Source organism: Prevotella ihumii, assembly GCF_900155655.1.
Lineage (GTDB): Bacteria > Bacteroidota > Bacteroidia > Bacteroidales > Bacteroidaceae > Prevotella > Prevotella ihumii.
Genome location: NZ_LT706987.1, coordinates 1771836 through 1796456 on the forward strand (window position 1 = coordinate 1771836; position 24621 = coordinate 1796456).

The 24621-nt window shown below is 44.4% G+C and carries 9 protein-coding genes, 1 tRNA gene and 3 pseudogenes; 11 read left to right on the forward strand and 2 right to left on the reverse strand.

Annotation, left to right across the window (positions count from 1 at the left end; genetic code table 11):
- From CZ367_RS14520 to CZ367_RS16445, 5 genes and pseudogenes are all read left to right on the forward strand, one after another.
- Positions 1-667: pseudogene (locus CZ367_RS14520) on the forward strand (hypothetical protein); the annotation flags it as partial.
- 1003 nt (positions 668-1670) lie between these two features.
- A pseudogene (locus CZ367_RS16750) lies at positions 1671-1928 on the forward strand (IS1380 family transposase); the annotation flags it as partial.
- A 63-nt stretch (positions 1929-1991) separates the two neighbouring features.
- A complete protein-coding gene (locus tag CZ367_RS08075) occupies positions 1992-2288 on the forward strand; it encodes an IS66 family transposase (protein ID WP_262500744.1) in 297 nt (98 codons plus the stop codon).
- 411 nt (positions 2289-2699) lie between these two features.
- Entirely contained in the window at positions 2700-5420 is a 2721-nt protein-coding gene (gene ppdK / locus CZ367_RS08080; protein WP_077196432.1) for a pyruvate, phosphate dikinase, read from the forward strand.
- Between the two features lie 217 nt (positions 5421-5637).
- Positions 5638-5772 carry a hypothetical protein gene (locus CZ367_RS16445; RefSeq protein ID WP_262500727.1) on the forward strand — a complete coding sequence of 45 codons (135 nt, stop codon included), beginning with the start codon at positions 5638-5640 and terminating at the stop codon, positions 5770-5772.
- Positions 5773-5829: 57 nt separating this feature from the next.
- Here CZ367_RS16445 and CZ367_RS08085 read toward each other — a convergent pair whose 3' ends face one another.
- Positions 5830-6882 carry a helix-turn-helix transcriptional regulator gene (locus CZ367_RS08085; RefSeq protein ID WP_077196433.1) on the reverse strand — a complete coding sequence of 351 codons (1053 nt, stop codon included), beginning with the start codon at positions 6880-6882 and terminating at the stop codon, positions 5830-5832.
- A 186-nt stretch (positions 6883-7068) separates the two neighbouring features.
- Between CZ367_RS08085 and CZ367_RS15415 the strand changes: the two genes are divergently transcribed.
- Both CZ367_RS15415 and CZ367_RS08090 read left to right on the forward strand, forming a co-directional pair.
- A tRNA-OTHER gene (locus tag CZ367_RS15415) sits at positions 7069-7183 on the forward strand.
- 463 nt (positions 7184-7646) lie between these two features.
- Positions 7647-9914, forward strand: coding sequence for a TerD family protein (locus CZ367_RS08090; protein ID WP_077196434.1), 2268 nt, complete (start codon positions 7647-7649; stop codon positions 9912-9914).
- Here the strand turns inward: CZ367_RS08090 and CZ367_RS15420 are convergent.
- Positions 9877-10035, reverse strand: coding sequence for a hypothetical protein (locus CZ367_RS15420; protein WP_154669303.1), 159 nt, complete (start codon positions 10033-10035; stop codon positions 9877-9879). The genes CZ367_RS08090 and CZ367_RS15420 overlap by 38 nt on opposite strands.
- A gap of 181 nt (positions 10036-10216) precedes the next feature.
- Between CZ367_RS15420 and CZ367_RS08095 the strand changes: the two are divergent.
- From CZ367_RS08095 to CZ367_RS08110, 4 genes and pseudogenes are all read left to right on the forward strand, one after another.
- Positions 10217-10425: pseudogene (locus tag CZ367_RS08095) on the forward strand (helix-turn-helix domain-containing protein).
- A 26-nt stretch (positions 10426-10451) separates the two neighbouring features.
- A complete protein-coding gene (locus tag CZ367_RS08100; protein WP_077196435.1) occupies positions 10452-13250 on the forward strand; it encodes a helicase-related protein in 2799 nt (932 codons plus the stop codon).
- Positions 13251-15313: 2063 nt separating this feature from the next.
- Positions 15314-18340 (forward strand): Eco57I restriction-modification methylase domain-containing protein, encoded by a 3027-nt coding sequence (locus tag CZ367_RS16755; RefSeq protein ID WP_449421166.1) that lies wholly within the window; start codon positions 15314-15316, stop codon positions 18338-18340.
- 136 nt (positions 18341-18476) lie between these two features.
- A complete protein-coding gene (locus tag CZ367_RS08110; protein WP_077196436.1) occupies positions 18477-24620 on the forward strand; it encodes a DEAD/DEAH box helicase in 6144 nt (2047 codons plus the stop codon).
- Position 24621 lies beyond the last annotated feature (1 nt).

Consider the following 24621-nt stretch of genomic DNA (forward strand, 5'->3'; position numbering starts at 1 on the left):
TGCTGATTGCTTAGAAGATATTAACACGCTCGTTGCTCAGTTTTCATTATCTCCCAAATGTACACTTCCTGGGGCAGACACCGTTGGTCGTGGTTTAAAAGAACTTAAGGAAGCAAATGTGGTTTACACTTGTGATAAATCCAAGCACGCCTATAAGTTCAATAAGGCTGAGAAATTAAACCAACGATTTCGTTAAGCCAGACGAAGCATGCAAATGAGCAAAGCGAAATTTGTACATGCTCGTGGCGAGAAATCGCACTTTGAAAAAGAACTTCTTCTGACGATGGTTAAGCATCTTGGCTTAATACACGAAGGAAGCAGCGTTGATTTGGACTTTGACCACCAGTTTATTCCTGCACACAAATACGATGCAACATATTCTTATAAAGGCGATTACGGTTACTTTCCAGGTTGGGCACACCTGCCTTTCTCCTTTCTTGAGCAGAACACCGTCTTTATGCTCGTTACAGCAATGCCGAAGAACTTCTACCTCTTTCTCATTGATAAATTGTCTCAACAAATAGAACCTCTAAAGAAAAGCAGTCGTTTGAAGAAGTTCATATTACACTTCATCAACGTACCTGCCAAATGGATTAAGACAGGAAGGAGATACGTCTTAAACCTATACACACCCAAAAAGTATTATATCAAGATTTTTAAAGAATAGCTTCAAACTCTTTACTGAATTTTATCTTCCCCATTCCCTATGGGTAAGGGAGCTTGTGTCCAATAACCAACCTATTCGTAGTAAGTTGAGCAAAAAATGACAAATCGACCTTTCTCGTAGGGTTAAATGAGACGCAAGCAAGTTTTGAAACAAACAAGGAAATTATTTGCGGAAATAAGGTTCTGTAGTTAAAACACCAAATTTCTTCTCGTAAATTTCCCCTGTGCTACTCAAAATACAAAGATAAACACTATCTTTGTGCACGTCAAGACCAGATACCGTTCTCATAAGCCTCAATATTTTGGGTTAGACATGAATTTATCACCCCAAAGATACAAAAATGTGACGTAAGAGCACGATAATAGGCGAAAGAAGGTAGTGGTCTTGACATTTTTCAATCTCGAAGGAACTGTGTGGGGAGATTTCTTTCCAGTTTTTATCTACACTGGCTTATAAATCGAGATTTTTATGTAAATTTGCCTATGATTTGGTAATGATTTTTGTTTTGTCGCAGCAAAATTACCAAAAAGGGCTGACTCCTCGAGTAGGAATCATCCCAAATTTTTATTCTTGGAAGCTTGCATACACATGCATACGCGCGTACCCGAGCTTTGAAGTTTTAGCGGACAACAATAAATAAAAATATTGCTGTCCGGTAAAACTTTTTGGTGGCTATCTGTGCTAGTAAAAATAGACTTAAATGTCTTTCCCTAGAAAAAGTTGACTCGCAAAATCAACAATTATGTGGAAGTACAATTGTGAGAAACGTAACAAGTATTACGATGAAGTAATTCGTCTTTATACCCAAGAGGGTTTGGGGCGCACAAAAATTTCTCGAATCATTCCTGTTGGAGAGACAACAATTTCAAGATNGACGATGGTTAAGCATCTTGGCTTAATACACGAAGGAAGCAGCGTTGATTTGGACTTTGACCACCAGTTTATTCCTGCACACAAATACGATGCAACATATTCTTATAAAGGCGATTACGGTTACTTTCCAGGTTGGGCACACCTGCCTTTCTCCTTTCTTGAGCAGAACACCGTCTTTATGCTCGTTACAGCAATGCCGAAGAACTTCTACCTCTTTCTCATTGATAAATTGTCTCAACAAATAGAACCTCTAAAGAAAAGCAGTCGTTTGAAGAAGTTCATATTACACTTCATCAACGTACCTGCCAAATGGATTAAGACAGGAAGGAGATACGTCTTAAACCTATACACACCCAAAAAGTATTATATCAAGATTTTTAAAGAATAGCTTCAAACTCTTTGCTGAATTTTATCTTCCCCATTCCCTGGTTTCTACGAAAGGCTCGACAGACTGCTTGAAGAAAGCACCAATCACTTACACAAGGACTTCAACGCCTTGAAAAAAGGACTCTACAAATGCCATGACTACATCTTCACCTTCCTCACCGATAAGCGAGTTCCATATGACAACAATGCCAGTGAGAGAGGCGTAAGGAACATAAAAGTCAAGCAGAAAGTAAGTGGTTGCTTCAGAACAGACGCTGGTGCTGACATCTACATGAAACTGCATTCGGTGACTGACACCGCCAAGAAAAACGGCAATTCCAAATTTGACGTACTGCTCGCCCTTGCTAATTTGCAAGGGTAAAGGCAGCATACCTATTTCTATAGGGGTACTGAGTAGTTACCAAATCATTACCTCCATTGAGGTGAAACACTCATAAATCGCTCATTTTAAGCTATTCTGAATATTTTGGCAGAATTTTTGACAAAAATGCTTGTGGGGGTAACGTAGGGGCGTATCAAGCAGCATCGTCTCTTATTATTTATATCCGTTATAAATAACACCCAAGAAAAGGCGTCACTAAAATTGCACGTTTTAAAATATTTGTGCGATAAATATTTGACTATTTATGAAGTTTTTAGTGAAAAATGTCTGTAAAAACAAGAAAATGTAATGTGTGGTTAACAATTTGTAGGGTAAAAGCTTGCAATATCATTATAAAAGAGTTATATTTGCACAAACGAATTTAGATAACAATATTTTATAATAATTTTTATGACTGAGAAAAGAGTTTATACCTTCGGAAACGGTAAAGCCGAGGGTAAAGCTGATATGAGAAATCTCTTAGGTGGCAAGGGTGCTAACCTCGCAGAAATGAACCTCATCGGCGTACCGGTTCCTCCTGGTTTTACAATTACAACAGACGTTTGTAACGAATATTTTGAGAAGGGAAAAGAAAAGGTTGTCGATTTATTGACTGCTGAAGTTAAGAAAAGCGTTGAGCACGTTGAGAAATTGATGAATTGCAAGTTTGGCGACCCAACCAACCCATTGTTGGTGAGTGTGCGTTCGGGAGCTCGTGCGTCAATGCCCGGTATGATGGATACAATCCTTAACCTTGGTTTGAATGACACCGTTGTTGAAGGTCTTGCAAAGAAGACGGGCAACGAGCGTTTCGCATACGACAGCTACCGCCGCTTTGTACAGATGTATGGCGATGTTGTATTGGGTCTGAAGCCTGTAAACAAGGAAGACATCGACCCATTCGAAGCTATTATTCAGAAGGTTAAGGCTGAAAGAGGCGTAAAGTTGGACAACGAAATGACTGTTGACGACTTGAAGAAGCTCGTAACCTTGTTCAAACAAGCTATCAAAGAACAAACAGGTAAGGACTTCCCTACCGACCCAATGGAACAGCTTTGGGGTGCTATCTGCGCTGTATTTACCTCTTGGATGAACGAGCGTGCTATCCTTTACCGCAAGATGGAGGGCATTCCACAAGAATGGGGTACAGCTGTTACGGTTCAAGCAATGGTGTTCGGAAATATGGGCGACACCTCTGCAACAGGTGTATGTTTCTCTCGTGATGCTGGTAATGGCGAAAACATCTTCAATGGCGAGTACCTCGTAAACGCACAAGGTGAAGACGTGGTAGCTGGTATCCGCACTCCACAACAGATTACACTCGAAGGTTCAAAGCGTTGGGCTAAGCAACAGGGCGTTTCTGAAGAGAAGCGTGCAGCAAAATATCCTTCAATGGAGGAAACTATGCCTGAAATTTTCGCTCAATTGAACGAAATACAAGACAAACTTGAAAAGCATTATCACGATATGCAGGATATGGAGTTCACCGTTCAAGATGGCAAACTTTGGTTCTTGCAGACCCGCAATGGTAAGCGTACAGGCACAGCAATGGTTAAGATTGCTATGGACTTGCTCGCTGAAGGCGAAATAGATGAAAAGACAGCATTGAAACGTTGTGAACCAGGCAAGTTGGACGAATTGCTCCACCCTGTATTCGATAAGGAAGCATTGGCAGAGGCTCGTGTATTGACACGTGGTTTGCCAGCATCTCCAGGTGCAGCTTGTGGCCAGATTGTATTCTTTGCTGACGATGCTGCAAAGTGGCGCGAAGATGGTCGCAATGTCGTAATGGTACGTATCGAGACTTCACCTGAAGACCTTGCAGGTATGTCAGCTGCCGAAGGTATCTTGACAGCTCGTGGCGGTATGACCTCGCACGCTGCCGTTGTGGCACGTGGTATGGGTAAGTGCTGCGTTAGTGGTGCAGGTGCTATTATGATTGACTATAAGAAGAAGACTGTTGAGATTGACGGTGTAGTACTCCACGAAGGCGACTACCTTTCTATCAATGGTTCTACTGGTGAGGTTTACTATGGTGAGGTTAAGACTAAGCCAGCTGAGGTAACAGGCGACTTTGCTAAGTTAATGGCTCTCTGCGAAAAGTACTCTAAACTCGTAGTTCGCACCAATGCTGACACCCCTCGCGATGCAGAAATAGCACGTTCATTCGGTGCTGTGGGTATCGGTCTTTGCCGTACAGAACATATGTTCTTCGAAAACGAGAAGATTAAGGCCATGCGCGAGATGATTCTTGCTGACACCGTTGAAGGTCGTGAGACGGCACTCGACAAGTTGTTGCCATACCAGAAGCAAGACTTCTACGGCATCTTGAAGTGTATGGACGGAACACCTGTCAACATTCGCTTGCTCGACCCACCTTTGCACGAATTCGTACCACACGACTTGGAAGGTCAGGAAATAATGGCTAAGGAAATGGGCGTAAGCGTTAAGTTTATCAAGCAGCGTGTCAACTCATTGTCAGAACACAACCCAATGTTGGGTCTCCGTGGTTGCCGTCTTGGTAACACTTTCCCTGAAATTACAGCTATGCAAACCAAGGCTATCCTCGGTGCAGCAGTTCAGTTGAAGAAGGAAGGTTTCAACCCAATGCCAGAAATTATGATACCACTCGTAGGTATCGTAAACGAGTTGGACGCACAGGAAGCTATTATCCGCAAAACTGCCGCAAAACTCTTCAAGAAAGAAGGCGTAGAGGTAGACTTCAAGGTGGGTACAATGATTGAAATTCCACGTGCAGCCCTCACAGCCGACTTGATTGCTAACAAGGCAGAATACTTCAGCTTCGGTACAAACGACCTTACACAGATGACCTTTGGTTATAGCCGTGACGACATCGCAAGCTTCTTGCCAAGCTACTTGGAAAAGAAAATCCTCGACGTCGATCCATTCCAAGTATTAGACCAAGACGGTGTAGGTCAGTTGATAAAGATCGCTGTTGAAAAGGGACGCAATACTCGCAAGAACCTCAAGTGCGGTATCTGTGGCGAGCACGGCGGCGAACCACATTCTGTGAAGTTCTGCCATCGTGTAGGTCTCAATTACGTCAGCTGTTCACCATTCCGTGTGCCTATCGCACGTTTGGCAGCTGCACAGGCAGCAGTGGAAGAATAAACTTTGAATGCTGAAAATTAGTGAAATACGAGGCAAGCACTTAAAAATAAAGTGCTTGCCTTTATTCTTTTCAACACGTTTTGCATGTAATAAAAGCAGTCCATAATGCCTCTGGTTTACAGATAGTTTACAATTTTCTGGAGGGTGGTTTACAATAAAAAATGTACTGTAAAATCGAGAACTATAAAGAATATAGATATTCACTAATTTCAAAAGTATGGCAATTTTAAAAGCTACAGTTAGATTTAGAAACAAAAGCGGACTTTACCCAGTATACATCCGCTTTACCCAAGTAAAACAGGTTTCTTATGTGAAAACTTCTTGGGTGGTTAATGACAAAGCTAATTTATAGAACCAGCCATAATCGATGAAGGGGAAGTCCGCTCATAGTGAGTAGACTTCCCCTTTATCATGTGGTACTATCATCTTCTTTTGCTTCGCCAATATAAGTATCATATAGATTGGCTGCCTCTCTGAGTTTATCCTTTATGTAGCAGACTGCCTGACGTGGATAGATTACCTTGATACCCGGGCCATAGCTCATGAATACAGAATACATCTCAAAGTTGATGACAACCTCAATCTGGAAGATGCAGCTGCCGTCTTCAGCATTCTTACTGAGCAATTTCTGCGAAGGGTGAAGGGGCTTTGTCTTGATATACTGCGATTGTTCTCGATTTGCCCAGAATTTTATCCGTCGTGGTGTATCTTTGATGTTTTTACTTACCCCGATTACATCATCGAAGAAGTGATCTGAATCAAAGTCAGGATTCTCGCGGAAGGGTATGTCGACAGGCTCGATGCTGACAATTCTGTCTAAAGCCAGATTGTAGAGCAGCAGATTGTTCTGCTTGCTTCCAAAAAGGAACCACCGGTTGCGGAACTCCTTCAGCAGATAGGGACAGAAAATGAACTCATGAGGTTGGCGTGCGGAGAACGACTGGTACATAATCCTGAGCGTCTGCTTGTGAGAGATGTAGTTGTACAAAGGATTGAGTAACTTTAAACCTTTCAAATCAGGCACATTGTCGAAGTGAATGATCGGCTTGCGATGATTCTTTGTGACCGACAAGTTATCCTGCAAACGGCTCACCACATCACTCACCTCAGAGAATTGATCGAAGTCCTGCAGTTGGCGAAGCATCTCAACAGCCTCTTGCATCACCTCATAATCGTTCTGGGACAGGGGCATGTCGGTAATCGAAAAGTCGGGTTCTGCATATCGGTAGTACTTATGCTCATAGACTTCAATGGGCGCGTTATAGCCTAACTTGTCTGAGCGCATCATCTGAATATCACCTTGCACGGTACGCAAGCTGACCCCTTTGCTGATACCCTCCAGGTCATAGAGCGCATCGGAGCAGGCGTCAACGAGGTCTTCAAGTGTCCAACGGCGATATTTGTTGCGAAGACAGTTGTCTATAGTCTTATAGCGGATAAGCGCATTTTTATTTGCTGGCATGGCTCTTTTGTTTGATAATCCGAGTTGTTGTTTCTTTTATGATGCAAAGATACCAAATATTTACGCAATCTATTTGCGTAGTTGTAGATAATCACATATTTTTCATAATTTTTCCGAAGTTTTTTGCAGTTACGCAAAAAGATTGCGTAGTTTGTATCTACCTTTGCATCACGATTTTGAAAGAAAGCCGCGATAGCTCAGTTGGTAGAGCATTAGAATGTGATGGAATTTCCATTAGGACTAACGCTCACATACTTCACAATGAGTGTAAGGGTCGCAGGTTCGAATCCTGCTCGCGGTACAATTGTATAGGTCTAAGACTGACATACTCCATCGCTCCCCCCTATGAGGCAGAATTTTCGCGACCCTGCCGCCGCCAGTCAATTACCTTACAAAAATAAATATAGGCCAAACGAGACATACTTCATGATGGATCGTAATTCTCTTGTTTCGTAATTGCCTATTATGGCTGGTTCTATAAATTAGCTTTGTTAGATTTTGAGCTTATTTTTGAGGTCAAAATGCAAGAGCGTGAAGGAGTGTAGCGAGCTACACGACTGAACGAACTTACATTTTGAACAAAAAAGAAGCCAAAAGATAACAAAACGTATGTCATAAAAATGTAATGACGATATGCGGTGGTAATTTATAGAACCAGCCATTGATCAGTATTAACAGGTCAAAGAGTGGCATACTTCTTAGCTCACCAGAGCAACAGTTTGATAAATTGTCTTGCCACTCCATTACCTTTAAAATTAAAAACGATGAATAAACTAATTCTCAATGCAGTAGCTCTCAGATATAGAGCTTTGTACCTTGGAATCAATCGTGAGGACATCAACATGACCTCAGAGGTTTCAGCACCAGTCATTGCTTTTGTTGCAAGACTGAAAGAAAATGGCTTCTCCGTAAGCGAAGAATTATTACATGCTCTTTGCGCAGTTTCGGCAAATGACTTGTCTGACATTACAGACACCATTAACGATATTATGGGTGTAAGCCTTAACTGGGCACCACTTGTAAAGGGATGGAATGTGCCTACCGGAGAATCACATATCGATCATCTCGTTACGCTGTTTGCTAACCTCCTTGGTGGCGAGAAAGCTGGTATAAAGGGCGAGAAGCTCGCATGCGGCTGTTTCATTCCAGAAGGAATCTTTCCATTGGAGCGATACAATGGCTGTCCCTTCTGCGGCAAACCCTTCAAAACTGCCAACTATGTATTCAAAGGACAAGGTAGCAAACTGAAAGAACTCCGTCTGTTTACCGATAAGGAGATGAAAAATGTGTTCGAGTCACTTCTTTCATCGGCTACACCGCTCGACGGCACCCAAAAGGACTCCTTGCAAAAACTGTTAACCATCTATCCCATTCCTGAGAATATTCAGATTGGCATGAAAGAAACTGCCATGCTTGTAGTGAAGTCGCTTATTGATGGAGGCAAAGCTATAGAGGCAGGTGCATTGATGACGACTCCTACAGATATTCTTCGCTATCTGTGGTTTGAGAAGACGGGCAACGTGCAGATTATCGAGCCTAAAACGCTTGTAGCGCATGCTCGCAAACTCTACTTCCACATGTGGGGACCACTCGACCGTGGTGTTGAAGCATCTACAGAAATGAAGAAGAAGCTACAGCTGAAGTACAACCGCCAGATGTGTCGTATTGTAGCTGAATGGCTGAATGGCGTGAAGCTGTCGGCAGAGCATGCAGCAGAGAATATGAATCCTAAACGCAGTATGTGGGTACGCATGATTCGTGCGCTTCGTCTTGGCGAATACGCTCGTAAACCTGGTTTTGAACGCCTCGCAAAACTGCTTGATGTATTCTATCATCAGAATTACACCACATGGCAAGGTCAGGTGGACGAAGCACGTATCAACAATGAGGCAGATGCCGTGATCGGTATGCTCAAACAACGACCCGGCATGTTTGCCCGCTGCCTGTTTGCCACTATGCTTCGTTTCGGAAAGGATAAAACATTGGCAGCCTTCGACGAGGTTGCAGACAAGCTGCCAGCACGTCTGTTACTCTCTTTAGGCAATGCAGCCGATTTCTATTTCGACATCAAGCAGACACGTATAGCTCGTCCTATTACCGGAGGCACGAAGGAGATCCCCGCCAACAAACTTCTCAATCTCTATAGCGAGGACTACCGCAAGGAGATGGCTGCGGCTGTAAACGAGTTGTACAAAGCATCTATGAAGAGACGTTATGCGGCTGTGAAGACAGCGAGCAAAACTATCTACATCGACCCCATGTTTTACCATATACCTGTCAGTGTTGGCGATAGAGCAACGACCATTCAGGACACCTCTTGTGCGTTGATGGGAACCCGTTTCGCTGTTGAAGGTGATGCTGTCCGTTTGTTCCTCCAATGGGGCAAAGGCTTGCACGCCCAGCACCTCGATATGGATTTGAGCTGTCGCATTGCCCTTGGGGACGGTAAGGTAGACGAATGCGCTTACTACCATTTGAAGGCTGTTGGAGCAAAACACTCAGGTGATATCCGTTCTATTCCTGAGATGGTGGGTACTGCCGAGTACATCGAGTTGTCCATACCTGAACTGATTCAGGCAGGAGCCAGCTATGTGACTTTCACCTGCAACGCTTACTCATGGGGAGAATTATCTCCAAATCTTGTTGTCGGCTGGATGGATTCTACCCATCCGATGAAGATTTCCGAGAAAGATGGAGTTGCCTACGACCCGTCATGCGTTCAGCATATGGTTCGCATCAACGAGAGCAACCTTGCCAAGGGATTGGTCTTCGGCATTCTTGATATAGAGAAGCGAGAGATTGTATGGCTCGAAATGCCATTCACCTATCAGACGCTGAAGGGTTGCAATAGCACTGCTGTAGAGGCATTACTCCAACGACTTGAGAACAAGCTCTCTGTCGGCGAACTCCTCTCCCTTAAAGCATCAGCTCAAGGTCTCGCCTCCGTCGAATCAACTGACGAAGCTGATGAGAGTTACACTTACGAATGGGCACTCAATCCTGCAGCAGTAGCAAATTTGTTACTTGGCTAATAAGATGAAACAAAAGTGATGGCTTTAACCCAAATCGGTCGTCAGACTGGTCGGACTGGTCTGACAAGTCGGACTGGTCTGACGACCGATTTGGGTTAAAGCCATCTCTTTTTTCGAGCAATTTATGCACGATTTACATACAAATTGGGTATATTTGCAAGGAAAAATAATCATGATACGATGGAACAACGTGTCAATAGAATAAAAGTTGTGGTGGCCGAGAAACTGTGAACTAACAAATGGTTGGCCGAGAAACAGCGAACTAACAAATGGTGGCCGAGAAACTGTGAACTAATAAATGGTTGGCAGAGAAACAGCGAACTAACAAATGGTTGGCGAGAATTTAGGCAGAGCGTACGCTACTATCTCAAAGTGGTGTACGAATACAAATCAGCCAGATCTTATCACGCTGAAAAAAATTGCACACCTTTTAGAGGTGGATATACGCAAACTTTTAGTGAGCGGAAGACCCACGTTGAAGGATTCGGATTTTACATCCGGTAATACGTAGTACGCATTAAATGAAGTAGTAGAAATATGACAAATTATTCTCCGGGACAACGCATCACGGTGCGTGGTGAGGACTTTCTGATAACAAATGTCGATCGTAACTATAACGGTGGACATTTGCTTTATGTCATGGGGGTAAGCGAATTGGTGCGCAACCATAGCTTCATCTTCGACACCGACCTTGACAACAACATTGAGGTTGTCAGCCCAATGAATGCACATTTGGTCAGTGACGCAGACCCTCGCTGGCGTAAGACGCGCCTGCTTATCGAAACCGCCTTACGTAGCAACGCTTATTTCTCTCAAAAAATAACCGTTGCCCAAGGTGGCGCTTTTGATGTAGCCGAATATCAGATGACACCTACCCTAAAGGCCTTCGAATTGCCTCGTCCCCGTCTGTTGATTGCCGATGGTGTAGGTTTGGGTAAAACCATTGAGGTGGGCATCTTCCTGGCAGAAATGATTCGCCGTGGCCGTGGCAAGCGCATATTAGTGTGTGCGTTGAAGAGCATACTGGCTCAGTTCCAGGAAGAAATTTGGAATCGCTTTGCCATACCTTTGGTTCGTCTGGACAGCCTTGGTGTGGCGAAAATTCAAAACGAAATTCCGCTAAACAAGAATCCATTCGACTACTACGACAAGACCATCATCTCTATTGATACGTTGAAAAATAACGGTCGTTTCCGTGCTTGGCTCGAAAAGACGCATTGGGATATTATTGTAATTGACGAATGTCATAAGGTAGCTAATGACAGCAGCCTTCGTGGCGATCTGGCACAGTTCTTAGCCCAGAAATGCGACTCGATGATTCTCACCTCTGCCACTCCTCATAACGGCAGTGCAGCGTCATTTGCCAACTTGATGCGAATGCTTGAGCCCATTTCCATTCCCCGTAATGGCGAATATACCAAAGAAGACATTTTGCCTTACTATGTCCGTCGTTTCAAGCATGATATAGCCGATGCACACATCCGCAGTCAATTCCAAGAACGCGAAATTCGTAAGATTGAGGTTGCGTTGACTGATGAAGAAGAGCAAATATTAAGCAAGGAGCATACCAAGTTCCGATCGCTAAAAGATGAGTGCAAAAATGATGCGCTCTTCGCATTGACTGTATTCAAGAGCTTTATGTCATCCCCTATTGCTGCCTTAGGTACACTTGAAGAGCGTTGCAAAAAAGACGATAGCGAAGATTTGGCAGAACTCACCAAGCAAGTACGCAATTTAGTAGAAAACTGCGAAGACAGCCGCTATGATGCTTTCAAGAAAGAATTGACTGGTCTTTGGAACAAAAATCCCAAAGAACGTATTGTCATCTTCACGGAGCGTATAGCTACCATGAAGTATCTGGAGGATCGTATCATGCGTGAGTTTAAGCTTAACAAAGATCAAGTAGTACGCTTTGACGGTTCACTCTCGGATACCGAACAGGAAGAAATGGTAGGCAACTTTGCCAAGGAGGACAGTAAGATACGTGTCTTTATCTCCAGTGATAGTGGTTCTCAAGGTGTCAACCTGCACTACTATTGCCACATCATGTTCAATTATGATATACCTTGGAGTCTGATTACTTTGGAGCAACGTAATGGCCGTATCGACCGTTATGGCCAGAAGCAACGTCCTATTATCTACTACTTGGTGAACCAGACCAATGATGCGGGGCTTCGATCCGACTTCACCATCATTGACAAGTTGCTTCATAAAGAACAAGAAGTACATGACACCCTTGGCGATGCTATGAGTGTGATGGAGCTCTACAAGGCTCAAGACGAAGAAAAGGCCATCGGTGATGCCCTCATGACCGGTGATACAGAAGTTGTGGAACAAACCGCTTCTCGCCGTCGTCAGCGAGGAGGATTCAAACGTGCGGACGCAGTGGTATCTACACCTGCCGTAGAACGCTTGAATGATAAAATCTTCGAGAAACGCTTCTCACTCTATGCTGATGACATGAGTTATTATCGCGACCTCTTCGCCGAATTGGAAGCTACGGGTAGTATTCATCGTGGCGATGTAACTATGGTGGAAGAGGCTACCGTACCCTACGTAGAAGTGAAGAACAACGAGGAACTTCGTGACGTGTTGTATGACATTCCCCGTGAAGCCTTCCCCGCTGATAACATTTTCCGTCTCGCTATGGACAAAGCATGGTTGAACCGCTCTATTGCTGAATCAAGAAAGAGCACGAATAGCGAATGGAGCAAGTTCCTACCGCTATACGATATTCATCCCATCATTAGCTACCTGCTCACCAAGTTTACAGCCTCATTGCCCAAGTCGCAAGCCATGGCCGTGCGTAATCCTGAATTACCCCAAGGTATGAGTTACTACTTGTTCTATGGCAGTCATGGCAATGGCCTGGGACAAAACCTTGTGAGCAAGTTCTTTGTGGTACCATTAGCTAAAGATGGAGCCCTACGTGAACGCCCTGTGTCGTTCTACGATTTCACCCAGAAGTACCCCATCACCAGCAAATTCATGCAAGGTGCTTCTGAAGCGGATATTCAGATTTTGCAGGCCAACCTCCAAAATGCGATAGATGAAGGCTTGGTGAAATACATGTATGATGCGCAAGCAAAAGTAAGTGCCGAAATGGAAAAACAGCTGAAAGCTTACAAGCATAAGCTACAAGTCTGGGCTGATACGGCTAATACGCTTTTTGCCGATGATACAGACATCACCATCACTCGTAACAATATATACAAAAAAGAGCAAGAAGAAGTACAGAAGATTACTGACCAATCCAGTCAGTTCTATCAGGACCTCTTCTCACTCGATAATGCTGAACCCTATATGCGCCTTCTGGCCGTATTCCATAATCTATAAGACCTATGGCAGACAATATAACATACCGATTTATACAAAACGTAGGCGACTACTTCCCTTCGGGCTATTTCACCGAGGACTTTGTAAATAAGGTGCAGAAATGTGCCGGTCGTACTGCCGACGAAATGAAAGAACTGAATAAGCCTTTCACAGCCCTACGTGCCCAATATGAAGACTATAAGAACTTCATCATCAATGCTCATCCTCGTGTTAAGGATGCCATTCGTCGCACCCATGAATGGCATACGGCGCTTCTGAAAGTGCTTGGCTACGATACCAATCATGCTTATCAAGAGCCCTATGTGGTCAGCGACAATGGTGAAGTAGTCGAAATGATTCCTGTACGCCATATCCTGCGGAGTGGCGACAACATAAGTATGCTCATCATGGAGATGCAGCATCTGATTTCGGTAGATGAGCAATCGCCTGCCGGACTCTTTGAACAGCAGTATGAGAGTGAACCCGATAAGAACACACGCCAGCAACGCTATTATGCCGGACAGTGGGCAGACGTGATTCCTGCTCAATACTTGAACAAGGAAAGGTATCATTTCTCTCCGGCTATCATCAACAAGGCCGTGACGCAGATCTTCCTGATGCCCGAAGAACGTCGCCCGCATTTCATCTTGATGTTGGCAGGGAATACAGTGTTCCTCTTCGACAAGGATAAATGGGCACGTGGCTCTTACCTCCAGTTCTCTATCGACGACCTTTATACGCAAGGACAGCTCAAGTCTTCACGCAACCATTATGCACTGTTCCAACTGTTAGTGGACAAGAATGCTTTGGCTGCCGATGGACAGACGGTGTTGATGGACAGTTTGATTGAGGAGAGTTACAAGAATGCCTACGAGGTGACCAAAGACTTGAAGGAAGGTGTTATCTTGGCTGTAGAATCCTTGGCCAACGAGGCGCTTTACTACATGAAGCATATCGCCCATCGACCTTTTGGCAAGAAGCACATCGAGGCAGATGGCACTGTTGTTTATGATGAGACCGATGATGATTTTGAGGCAGAAGTGAAGGACGATTGTTTGACCATCGTCTATCGTCTGCTCTTTATCCTCTTTGCTGAGAGTCGTCCTGAATTGGAGATTCTCCCCACGGGTGATGAGGTCTATAAGCGTGGCTACAGTTTCGAGGCTTTGCGCGACTTGGAACAAGTGCGCCTCATTAGCGATGAGGCACGTAATGGTTACTTCTTCGACGATAGTATAAAGCATCTGTTTGCGGTATTGTCCAAAGGTTTTCACAAGGATGACGAAGCGCACAACAAATCATTCCGTGTGCGCCCTATCGACTCACCGATGTTCAACGACGGTCGTCTGAAGCAGCTCTGTGATGTACGCATTCGCAATGTAAAGTGGCAGGAGATTATCCGTGCCCTCTCGCTCTCTCGGAGTAAAAAGTATTGCGGTCGTATCTCGTATGCCGACTTATGCGTGAAACAAATAGGTTCNCACAACAAATCATTCCGTGTGCGCCCTATCGACTCACCGATGTTCAACGACGGTCGTCTGAAGCAGCTCTGTGATGTACGCATTCGCAATGTAAAGTGGCAGGAGATTATCCGTGCCCTCTCGCTCTCTCGGAGTAAAAAGTATTGCGGTCGTATCTCGTATGCCAACTTAGGTGTCAACCAGTTAGGTTCTGTTTATGAGTCGTTGTTGGCTTATCGCGGCTTCTATGCCGAGGAAGATTATATTGAGGTATGCAAAGCCGGTGCTCCTGAAGATGGCACTTATTTGGTTCCCTATTCGCGTATGGAGGCTTTCGACATCCGTGAGGTGATTTGCGATGAAGAGACGGGCGAACCTCGCCGTTTGCCCCGAGGCACCTTCGTTTATCGACTGAATGGTCGCGACCGTCAGAAGTCTGCCAGTTACTATACGCCCGAAGTACTGACACGTAGCACCATCAAATACACCATCAAGGCTATTGTGGATGACGTACGTGAGGGCAAGCGCAAACCGACGGAACTGCTCGACTTGAAGATATTGGAACCTGCCGTGGGGGCTGCCGCCTTCCTCAACGAGGTAATCAACCAGCTGGCAGAAGCCTACATGACGTATGTGGAGAAGAAACCGGCTCCCGACCGCTATCGTGATGAGTTGCAAAAGGTGAAAGCCTACATCGCCACGCACAACGTGTATGGCGTGGACTTGAATCCTACCGCCATTGAGCTGGGTAAGCTCTCGCTTTGGCTGAATGTCATTCATAAGGACATGGAGACGCCTTTCTTTGCCAACCGTCTCACGGTGGGTAATGCTGTAATTGGTGCCTGGCTCAAAGTATATAGTCACAACGAGGTAGTGGGCAAAAAGGGAGGACATAATAAGTTGAAGGTCAATGAGTGGTGGACTAAAGCACCGCATAAGGTGAAGTTTGGTCGCACCCATGTAAAGCGCACTGTCAACGAAGTGTATCATTTCCTTCTGCCCGATAAAGCCATGTTGGCTGCCCTCGGCTTGAAGGATATGAAGAAGGGATATGCCACAGAAGCTAAAGTGATGGCCGACCGCTTAAAGGATTGGACGGCTCCTGTGGGTGAAGAACAGTTTCGTACGCTTCAGCGACTTTCTGCTAAGATAGACTTGCTGCTGCGTGAAGCCATGGAAACTCAGGTGAACATTGAGCACCTCACCAACAACCGGCGCGACATTTGGCCACATGAGGTTCCGCAAGGGGGTATGCTCTTCCGTGCCTACGAACAGGCAGAGAAGTACGCTGAGAAGGAACGCATCTTCGACACTCGTTACCGTCACGACAATGCTTACTATAAGCTGAAGCTCGTGATGGACTATTGGTGTGCCCTTTGGTTTTGGGAATACCAAGATGCTGCCGCACTGCCTACTCGTGAGGAATATTGGCGCGAGATAGAGAACTTGCTTGATGTAAGCAATGACAAACTCGACCGCAACACCCAGCGTGCTATGGCGGACGCTAACAGGGCATGCGAAGAAATAGAATCCGAATACGGCAGTGAGCGCATGACGGAGGAACAGGCCCAGATTGTGGCTAAGAGCAAAGAGGAGCTGTTGGAAAGCACCACTGCACAGACGACGCTCTTTGCTGATAAAGAGCCTGAACGATTCAAAATAGCCAAACGTTTGGCAGACCGTTACCACTTCTTCCACCCTATGTTGGAGTTTATCGAAGTGTTCTGGCTGCGTGATGGTTTCGATGTGATTTGTGGTAATCCACCTTGGTTGAAACTCCAGTTTGACGATAAGGCTGTGTTGAGCGAACGCTATCCAGAAGTGATGATACATAAGGTGTCAGCCCCAGAGGCTCGTGCCATGCAGACTCGTTTTATGGAAGATGCGTCTATGCGTCGTATCTACGAAGAAGAGCAAATGGAAGTGCAGTGTTCCAGCGTATTTATGAATGCGTTTGCCAACTATCCATTGCTCATTGGGCAGCAAACCAACCTCTATAAATGCGTATTAACCAATACTTTCGACTTGGCATCTGCCGAGAATGGATATATTGGTATTCTATGTCCTGAAAGTATCTATGATGATCCGAAGGGACAGCCGCTTCGTCGTGAAGTTTATAAACGCCTCCGTTACCACTTCCAGTATCAAAATGCATTTAATCTTTTTGCAGAGGTAGCCCATCGTGCTAAATATGGTAGCAATATTTTCAGTTCATGCAAAGAGTGCATTGGTTTTAAATCTATTAATAATTTGTTTCACCCGAATACAGTTGATGCTTGCTTTGCCCATGATGGACATGGAAAATGTGGAGGTATAAAAGATAGTAACAACGAATGGAATACAAGTGGTCATTCTAACAGAATTGTATCTTTCGGAAAAGATGAATTATTAGTATTAGCACAAACATTTGAAGATTGTAATGAATGGGAAACAGCTAAACTTGTAGGAATTCACAATAATGAAATTCTTAAAGTTCTTATAAAGTTATCTTCCTTTACAAACCATCTTTGTGATGTTAAACATATTGTTAGTGAGTGCTTTCATGAAACAGGTGCAGTAGATAATGGTTGGATTATTAGGAATACGACATTTCCTTCATGGAATAAACAAGAGATGTTATTTAATGGACCACACATAAATGTTAGTAACCCATTATATAAAACACCGCGTTCAATATGCAAAGAGAAAGCTGACTATGATATAATTGCCTTAGAGCGTATAGATGACAATTTCTCGGCAAGAACAAATTACATACCATGTACCTCCCTTGAAGAATATAATACATTGATAAAAGGCTTTCCAAAAGGTCAAGATGAAGATGGTAATACAATCTATGAAAACTGGATGGATTACTATAAAGTAGGGTTCCGTAAAATGTTAAGTCAAGCAGGAGAACGAACGTTGATATGTGCACTCTTGCCTCGCAAGAGTGCACATATCAACGGAGTAATCTCCGTTGCGTTCCGCAACGGAGATTACTCCGTGGATATGACCGCCATGTGTTCTTCTATTGTTATGGACTTCTATATGAAAACTGTAGGAGCATCTAATCTTCAATCCAGCCGTATGGATTCGTTTCCATTGGTTGTTGAAGATAAATATAGAAAAGCGTTACATGCTCGCACCCTCCGTCTCAACTGCGTCACCAATCGTTACGCTGACCTATGGTCGGAGGTTTGGGATGACTCCTATAAGCAAGAGCAATGGAGCATCAAGGACAAACGCCTTGCTCCATGGGATACCTTGACCGAGGAGTGGAACCACGACACGCCCTTACGCAACTACTTCGAGCGACGCATGGCCTTGGTAGAGATTGACGTATTGGCAGCGATGGCACTCGGATTGACCCTCGATGAACTCATCATGATGTACGAAATCCAGTTCCCCGTGCTCCAGCAAAACGAGAACGACACTTGGTACGACCGCCACGGCCGCATCGTCTTCACCTGCTCTAAAGGCTTAATTGGTGTCGGTGTAGATCGCCCCACATGGAACCGCATTCGTGAGATGCATCCCGGTGAAACCTATACCCACACCCTCACCAGCGAGCTATATGCCGGCCAAACCCTCACCTACGAAGCCCCCTTCACCTGCTGCGACCGCATCGCCGACTACCGCAACGCTTGGGCATTCTTTGAAAAGAGATTATAGCAGACGTCCGACCAATCCGACCAGTCCGACTTGTCCGACCAGTCCGACTTGTCTGACCAGTCTGACCAGTCAACTGGAAAAGGAAATCAGAGAACTGAAGAAATATTAGCCAATTCTTCTCTAAAATTAGAATAATATGTTACCACTACAACAAGCCCGCGAGGTACGCGACTCGGTTATCGAGTATATCAAAGCTACGTTCCGTTTTAAGGAGAAGGACGTGAGCGATGCGTTCTATCGCTTCATAGAAGATAAGCAGGAAGGCCTGTTTAAGGGACCTTATATATCACTGAAGACACCTTTTGTCTCAGCAACAGCAGAAGAAAGCGCAGATATACCCTTGGATATTGCACCCAACTTCGCTCCCTACAAACATCAGCTGCAGGCGTTTAGGCAGTTGACGATGAAGGATGGCCATCAGCCTGAGCCAACCTTGTTGACCACGGGTACAGGTTCGGGTAAGACGGAGTGCTTCCTTTATCCTGTACTCGACTATTGCTACCATTGCAATCAGTTTGAGCATCAGGTAGGTGTGAAAGTCATCATCATGTACCCCATGAATGCGTTGGCCAGCGACCAAGCCAAGCGTTTAGCTGAAACCATTTGGGAAGACGACCGATTGCGTGGTAAGGTTACTGCGGGTCTGTTTGTGGGTGAAGGTATCAATGCGAAGGATTACCCTCGCGATATGGGACCTGATCATATCATCGAAAACCGTGATGCAATACTCGATACCGTTCCCGACATCTTGTTGACCAACTTCAAGATGCTGGACTATGGTCTGATGCGGCAACGCTTTATGTCGCTCTGGAGAGGAAATATCGATACCGATAATAAGGCTTTGCGCTTCATAGTACTTGATGAGCTACATACTTATGATGGCGCACAAGGCACAGATGTGGCCAATTTGCTTAGACGACTGAAGCTGAAACTTTCGTTGCCTAAGCACAGCTTATGTCCTATTGGCACATCGGCTACCATTGGTAATGGCGCTGATAGTAAAATGCGCTTGTGTGAATATGCCACCAATGTGTTTGGCGAGACTTTTAGTGAAGCACATGTCATAGAAGAGCACCGCATTCCCGTGGATGAATATGTGGTACCGAGAATTGTGGGGCTTCCTGATGGACGACTGCTTAAAGATTGTGCTTTTGGCAATACCGATACTGTGGCATCCTATCTCAAACGTCTTTGTAAGATTTGGCTCAAGAAGCGTGACGCCACTCCCATTGAAGCTGGCGAGATGTTACGCCAAATGGGCATCGTTGGCGATTTGCTCCATGCTTTGGAAGATGGTGTGCATACCTTGGAAGAACTACAGAATAGGCTGGAAGACAATAAAGAATTTCGTCGCTTACGTCAGCAATATTCCGATAAGACTTGTCTGACAGCTATTGAAAACTTGTTGGCACTCATTGCTTATGCCAAGCGTCCGATGCCAAACGGGAAGTTGATACCAACACTTTATTTGCAAGTACAACTTTGGCAAAGAGAGTTGAGTGGCATTCTGCGCTATGTGCAGAAAGATCCAGCATTCACCTGGCGCGGTAGCATCAAAAACGATGAAGACCGAGTGGCCTTGCCTATGTACTTCTGTCGTGATTGTGGTGCCAGTGGATGGCTGAGTCGTAGATTGGCTACAGACGATCGTTACTGTTCGGACGTGAAGACCATCAATACTTCGTTTATGAACCGTGACAAGGAAGTAGCGTTGCTTAATACAGAGTCGAAGCGTCATGAAGCGGTAGAAGAATACATGTCAGAGGGCAGTATCAATGTGACCCACTATGTAAAGGTAAAAGACCTTACAGAAGCAAGTAGTAGCGATGAAGGTACCCTCCGTCTGCGCGTTTGCAGTAAGACGGGGAAGAATAGGAACGGTAATCAGAAATTTGCCCGCAACTGCCCAGAATGTAATGGTAATGACACAATCTGTGAGATAGGAGGTCGCACCTCTACGCTATCGAGTGTGGCTATCAGTCAGGTGCTATCAAGTGATTTTGACCATGCCGAAGCTGTAGACCGTAAAATTTTGATGTTTACCAATAGTGTGCAAGATGCAGCGCATCAAGCAGGGTTCTACGAGGCACGAACGTTCCGATTCTTGTTCCGTCAGTCTATGCAGCAGTATATCAAAACCTTGAAGGGTCCCATCAACTTGGTAGAACTTCAAAGCGGATTTAAAGCATATTGGCACACACACCTCTCTGAGGAAGAGTACTATCATCGTTTTCTTCCAGCCGATTTGGCATCTCATATTGACCTCACCTGCAACTATCGTGAAGGTGATGGCAGCTTTATGTCTAACTTCAAGGAAGAGTTTGAAACTCGTGTAGATTGGGAAATAACCAGTGAGTTTGGTTTGACAGCTCAACTCGGTCGCACACTCGAAAAGACTGGTGCTTCAGCTTCATTCTTTAAACAGGAAAAGATAGAAGAGGTATATCGTGCTATGGTGGATTGGATGAATAGCAACAATATGGAGCAGATGGCAGATAAAGAACGAGAATTCTGCCATTTCATATACGGCATTTTGCAGCGTATGCGCACGCATGGTGCGGTAGACCATCCTTATCTGGCAAAATACAGAGAGGAAGCACTGACCGGGTGGGCCTTGAACTGGAATAGAGACGGCCGCCACTTCCTAAATAAACGCTTAGGAGGAAGTATGCAGTTCCCTAAATTGGTCGGTGCTTGGTTTACAGATAAAAATGCTGATATGCTTGACATGGTCGTGCTACGCCGTGAAGGCAAGCAGAATTGGTATAGCTTATACTTCTTCAAACAATTCAACGATACAGGGATAAGCAACAATATGGGACTCTTTAATGAGTTTATGCGTCAACTGCTGGATACCATGGTAGAAGTGGGCTTGCTGAACAAACAACCTCAAGGCGGTGGCAACTATGCTATTTGCCCAGAGCAGATATGGATTAGCAACAAGGTAAAGCATATTCAATGCGAGTATTGCCAATCCAGATTGTGTGTAGCCGATGATGATGAGTTGGCAAAAGGTACCAACTGCTTGGATTACAAATGTCGCGGCACCTATTCGGACGAGACACGACCAGAGCCGAACTACTACCTGCAGGTGTATAACCGCGATATTTCCCCTCGTGTATATGCTGATGATCATACAGGCTTATTGGAGAGAAACAAGCGAGAGCAGCTTGAAATAGACTTCAAAAAGCATCCTTCGCCAAGTTCTACCAATGTGCTTGTGGCCACTTCTACCTTGGAAATGGGTATCGACATTGGCGATTTGAATGTGATGGGCAATGCAAATGTCCCACCCAAGCCCAGTAATTTCTTGCAGCGTGTAGGTCGTGCCGGACGTAAGGAAGGTTCAGCTTTGGTACTCAACTATGCGCATGCCAGCGAACCACATGATATGTATTACTATACCTACCCTGTGGAAATGATGCAAGGAGAAGTAACTACGCCAGGTTGCTTCTTAGAGGCAAAAGACATACTTCGTCGCCACTTTTTAGCGTATTGTATAGACACATGGACGAGTAGCGACGTACAAAATATGCTGCCTGCACGTATTGCCGATCTGAAGTTGACGCAAGAAGATGTATTCAGTCAAGAAGGCTTTATTGTAAACCGACTGATTACGTTTATCAAGAAGAATAAAGCTATACTTGAGTCGGAATTCAGATCCGTTTACGAGGAACGTACACAAGAAGCACTGTCACGCTTGTTTGAAACGCTCAACGATGGCACATTTTATAATCATATCATCAGTGAATTTAGTACGTTACAAGCGCGTTTGTTCCATTTGGGCAAAGAACTTGACCAATACAAAGATCAGGAAGACCAGATTCAAGCAAATGACCCTATGATCGCCCAAATAGAAAATCTGATTAAGGCTACAAATAAACAATACGCTCAGATTGTGGGTGAGAACGTGATTGAATATATGACCAATGTGGGCTTATTGCCTAACTATGCCTTTCCGGAAACAGGCGTTAAACTACAAGCCAGTGTTTATGCATCGCATGAGAAGGAAGACAAAGAGTACAAAAAGGTGGAACCAAAATCTTTTGAACTCATGCGTTCTGCTTCGCAAGGTATTAAGGAGTTGGCACCAGGAAATAATTTCTATACGCAAAAATTCAAGTTGAATATCAGTGGTATATCTACCTTCGATTGGAAAGAGGCATTGACAGAAATGCGTTTCTGCTCAAAATGCGATTGTATAGCACTAAAGGGTGAGCCTGGCTATGATTCTGCTGCTTGTCCAAAGTGTAATGACCCATCTTGGGGCGTAAACAAGCATCAACTGTTGAAGTTTACCAATTCACGAAGCATCATGCACAATAATGACGCTGCATTGGACGATTCTAATGAAGACCGTGATTCAGAAAACTACATCATCAAACGTCACTATATGTTCCACCACAATGGTGCTACTACCTCGTATGCTATGCGCAGTGTGGGGTTTGGTATTGAGTTCTGCAACAATATGGAGTTGTATGAAGTAAACTATGGGATGCAGATGCAATCTGGAGCAAAGCTTGAGGTGGACAATGATGCTACCATACCTCAGAATGGTTTTGTTACCTGTAAACATTGCGGAAAATCAACCCATCTCTTAGCTGGCGTAAGCCAGACTCAAGACTTCCATTATCGATTCTGCAATCACAAGGACATAAGCTTTGCTGATGATGTAAAGAATGAGGTATTCGAAAAGCTTTACCTATACCGTCATATGCAAACGGAGGCCATCAAGATATTGCTACCCGTGCAAATTATGGATGCAAATGCTGCTATTGAGATGTTCAAGGCCGGTATAGAACTGGGATTGAAGGCATACTATAAATCATCGCCAGAACATATACGCATTGACTCCTATAGTGAGATGAATATGGCAACGATGAGCAAAGACCATTACCTTGTGATGTATGATACCATCCCAGGCGGTACGGGCTATTTGTCGAAACTATATGACACAGAGGAATTTACCACGCTTCTGCAATATGCCTATGACAAAATTCATGAATGTACTTGTCAATGGGAGGGAAAAGATGGCTGTTACCATTGCATTCTTACCTATGGCAACCAATATAAACGCGACTCTTTCAGCCGAGAATATGCAGATAGTCTCTTTGAACAACTGATTAGTCATGCCAAATCGTGGGAAGCACTTCCTGGATCAGTAGGCACCATCTCACAGTCTGGTGTAGCAGAGGATAGCGAATTGGAATTGAAATTTGTTAATGCCCTAAAGGTCATTGCGAGAAATAACAACTGGGAATTTGAGAAAATTCCAGATGTAAATACTTATCGTTATGAACTCCGTCTCATAGATGAAGAGAACGATACGGACATTAAATATTATATCATTCCTCAGTTTGCCCTTGGTGGACCTTATGGCGTTCGCCATTATACGGTTGCCGACTTCCAAATTATCTGTATGTCGGCAAAAATTGAAGGCCAAGATATTGCACAACCAGAAAAAATGCCTATGTGGGCCATTTTCCTTGATGGTTACAGTTATCACGCCAAAGCGCCTAATATGCGATTCTATGGTGACATAGAAAAGAGAGACGGCATCCGTGCATCAACCACGCATAACCTATATTCATGGACAATGACGTGGGAGGATATTCAATTGTTTGAGCGTGGACAGGAGGATAGCCTCGGGCTTAATTCTGTAACGCGACTTATCGAACTATTGAAAAATCCTCAACAAGGTCATATCACAGAAACGGCATTTGGCTGTATTGCTGATGCTGACGGATTTATGGCTCATGGGGGTTCTTTGTACAATGGAAGTATAACGATAGATGATAGCGGCTATGATTTATTGACAGACAACTCGACCGATGAGGAAGTAGCTGCTGCATTACAAGATGGCATTCACTATGAATGGAAGCTACAATCAAACTTGCTCTCAATAGACAACGATGAGTGGACTGGCTTTTGGCGGCGATACAATCTACTTCAATTCTTCTCAAACAAAACCAATGTGGTCGTTTCTACTTCTACTTCAACAGAAGAGGTAGTAGATCGTGATGAAGTGAAGATGTATTACCCTGGCCTTGAGGACATCGTTGACCAGTTATTGGATAACAATATTTCCTTTAGCCATGAAGGAGATGTGGATTTAACAGATGATGATGGAATCGTAATAGCAAGCGCTCAAATGATTCTTAGTGAATTGAAAATCGCTATCGAACCGGTTGACGAACAATCTATTGAAACATTTATCAGTTGTGGTTATCAAGTAATTTCCGCTTCTGACTTCAATATTAACAACATAATAAATTCATAAT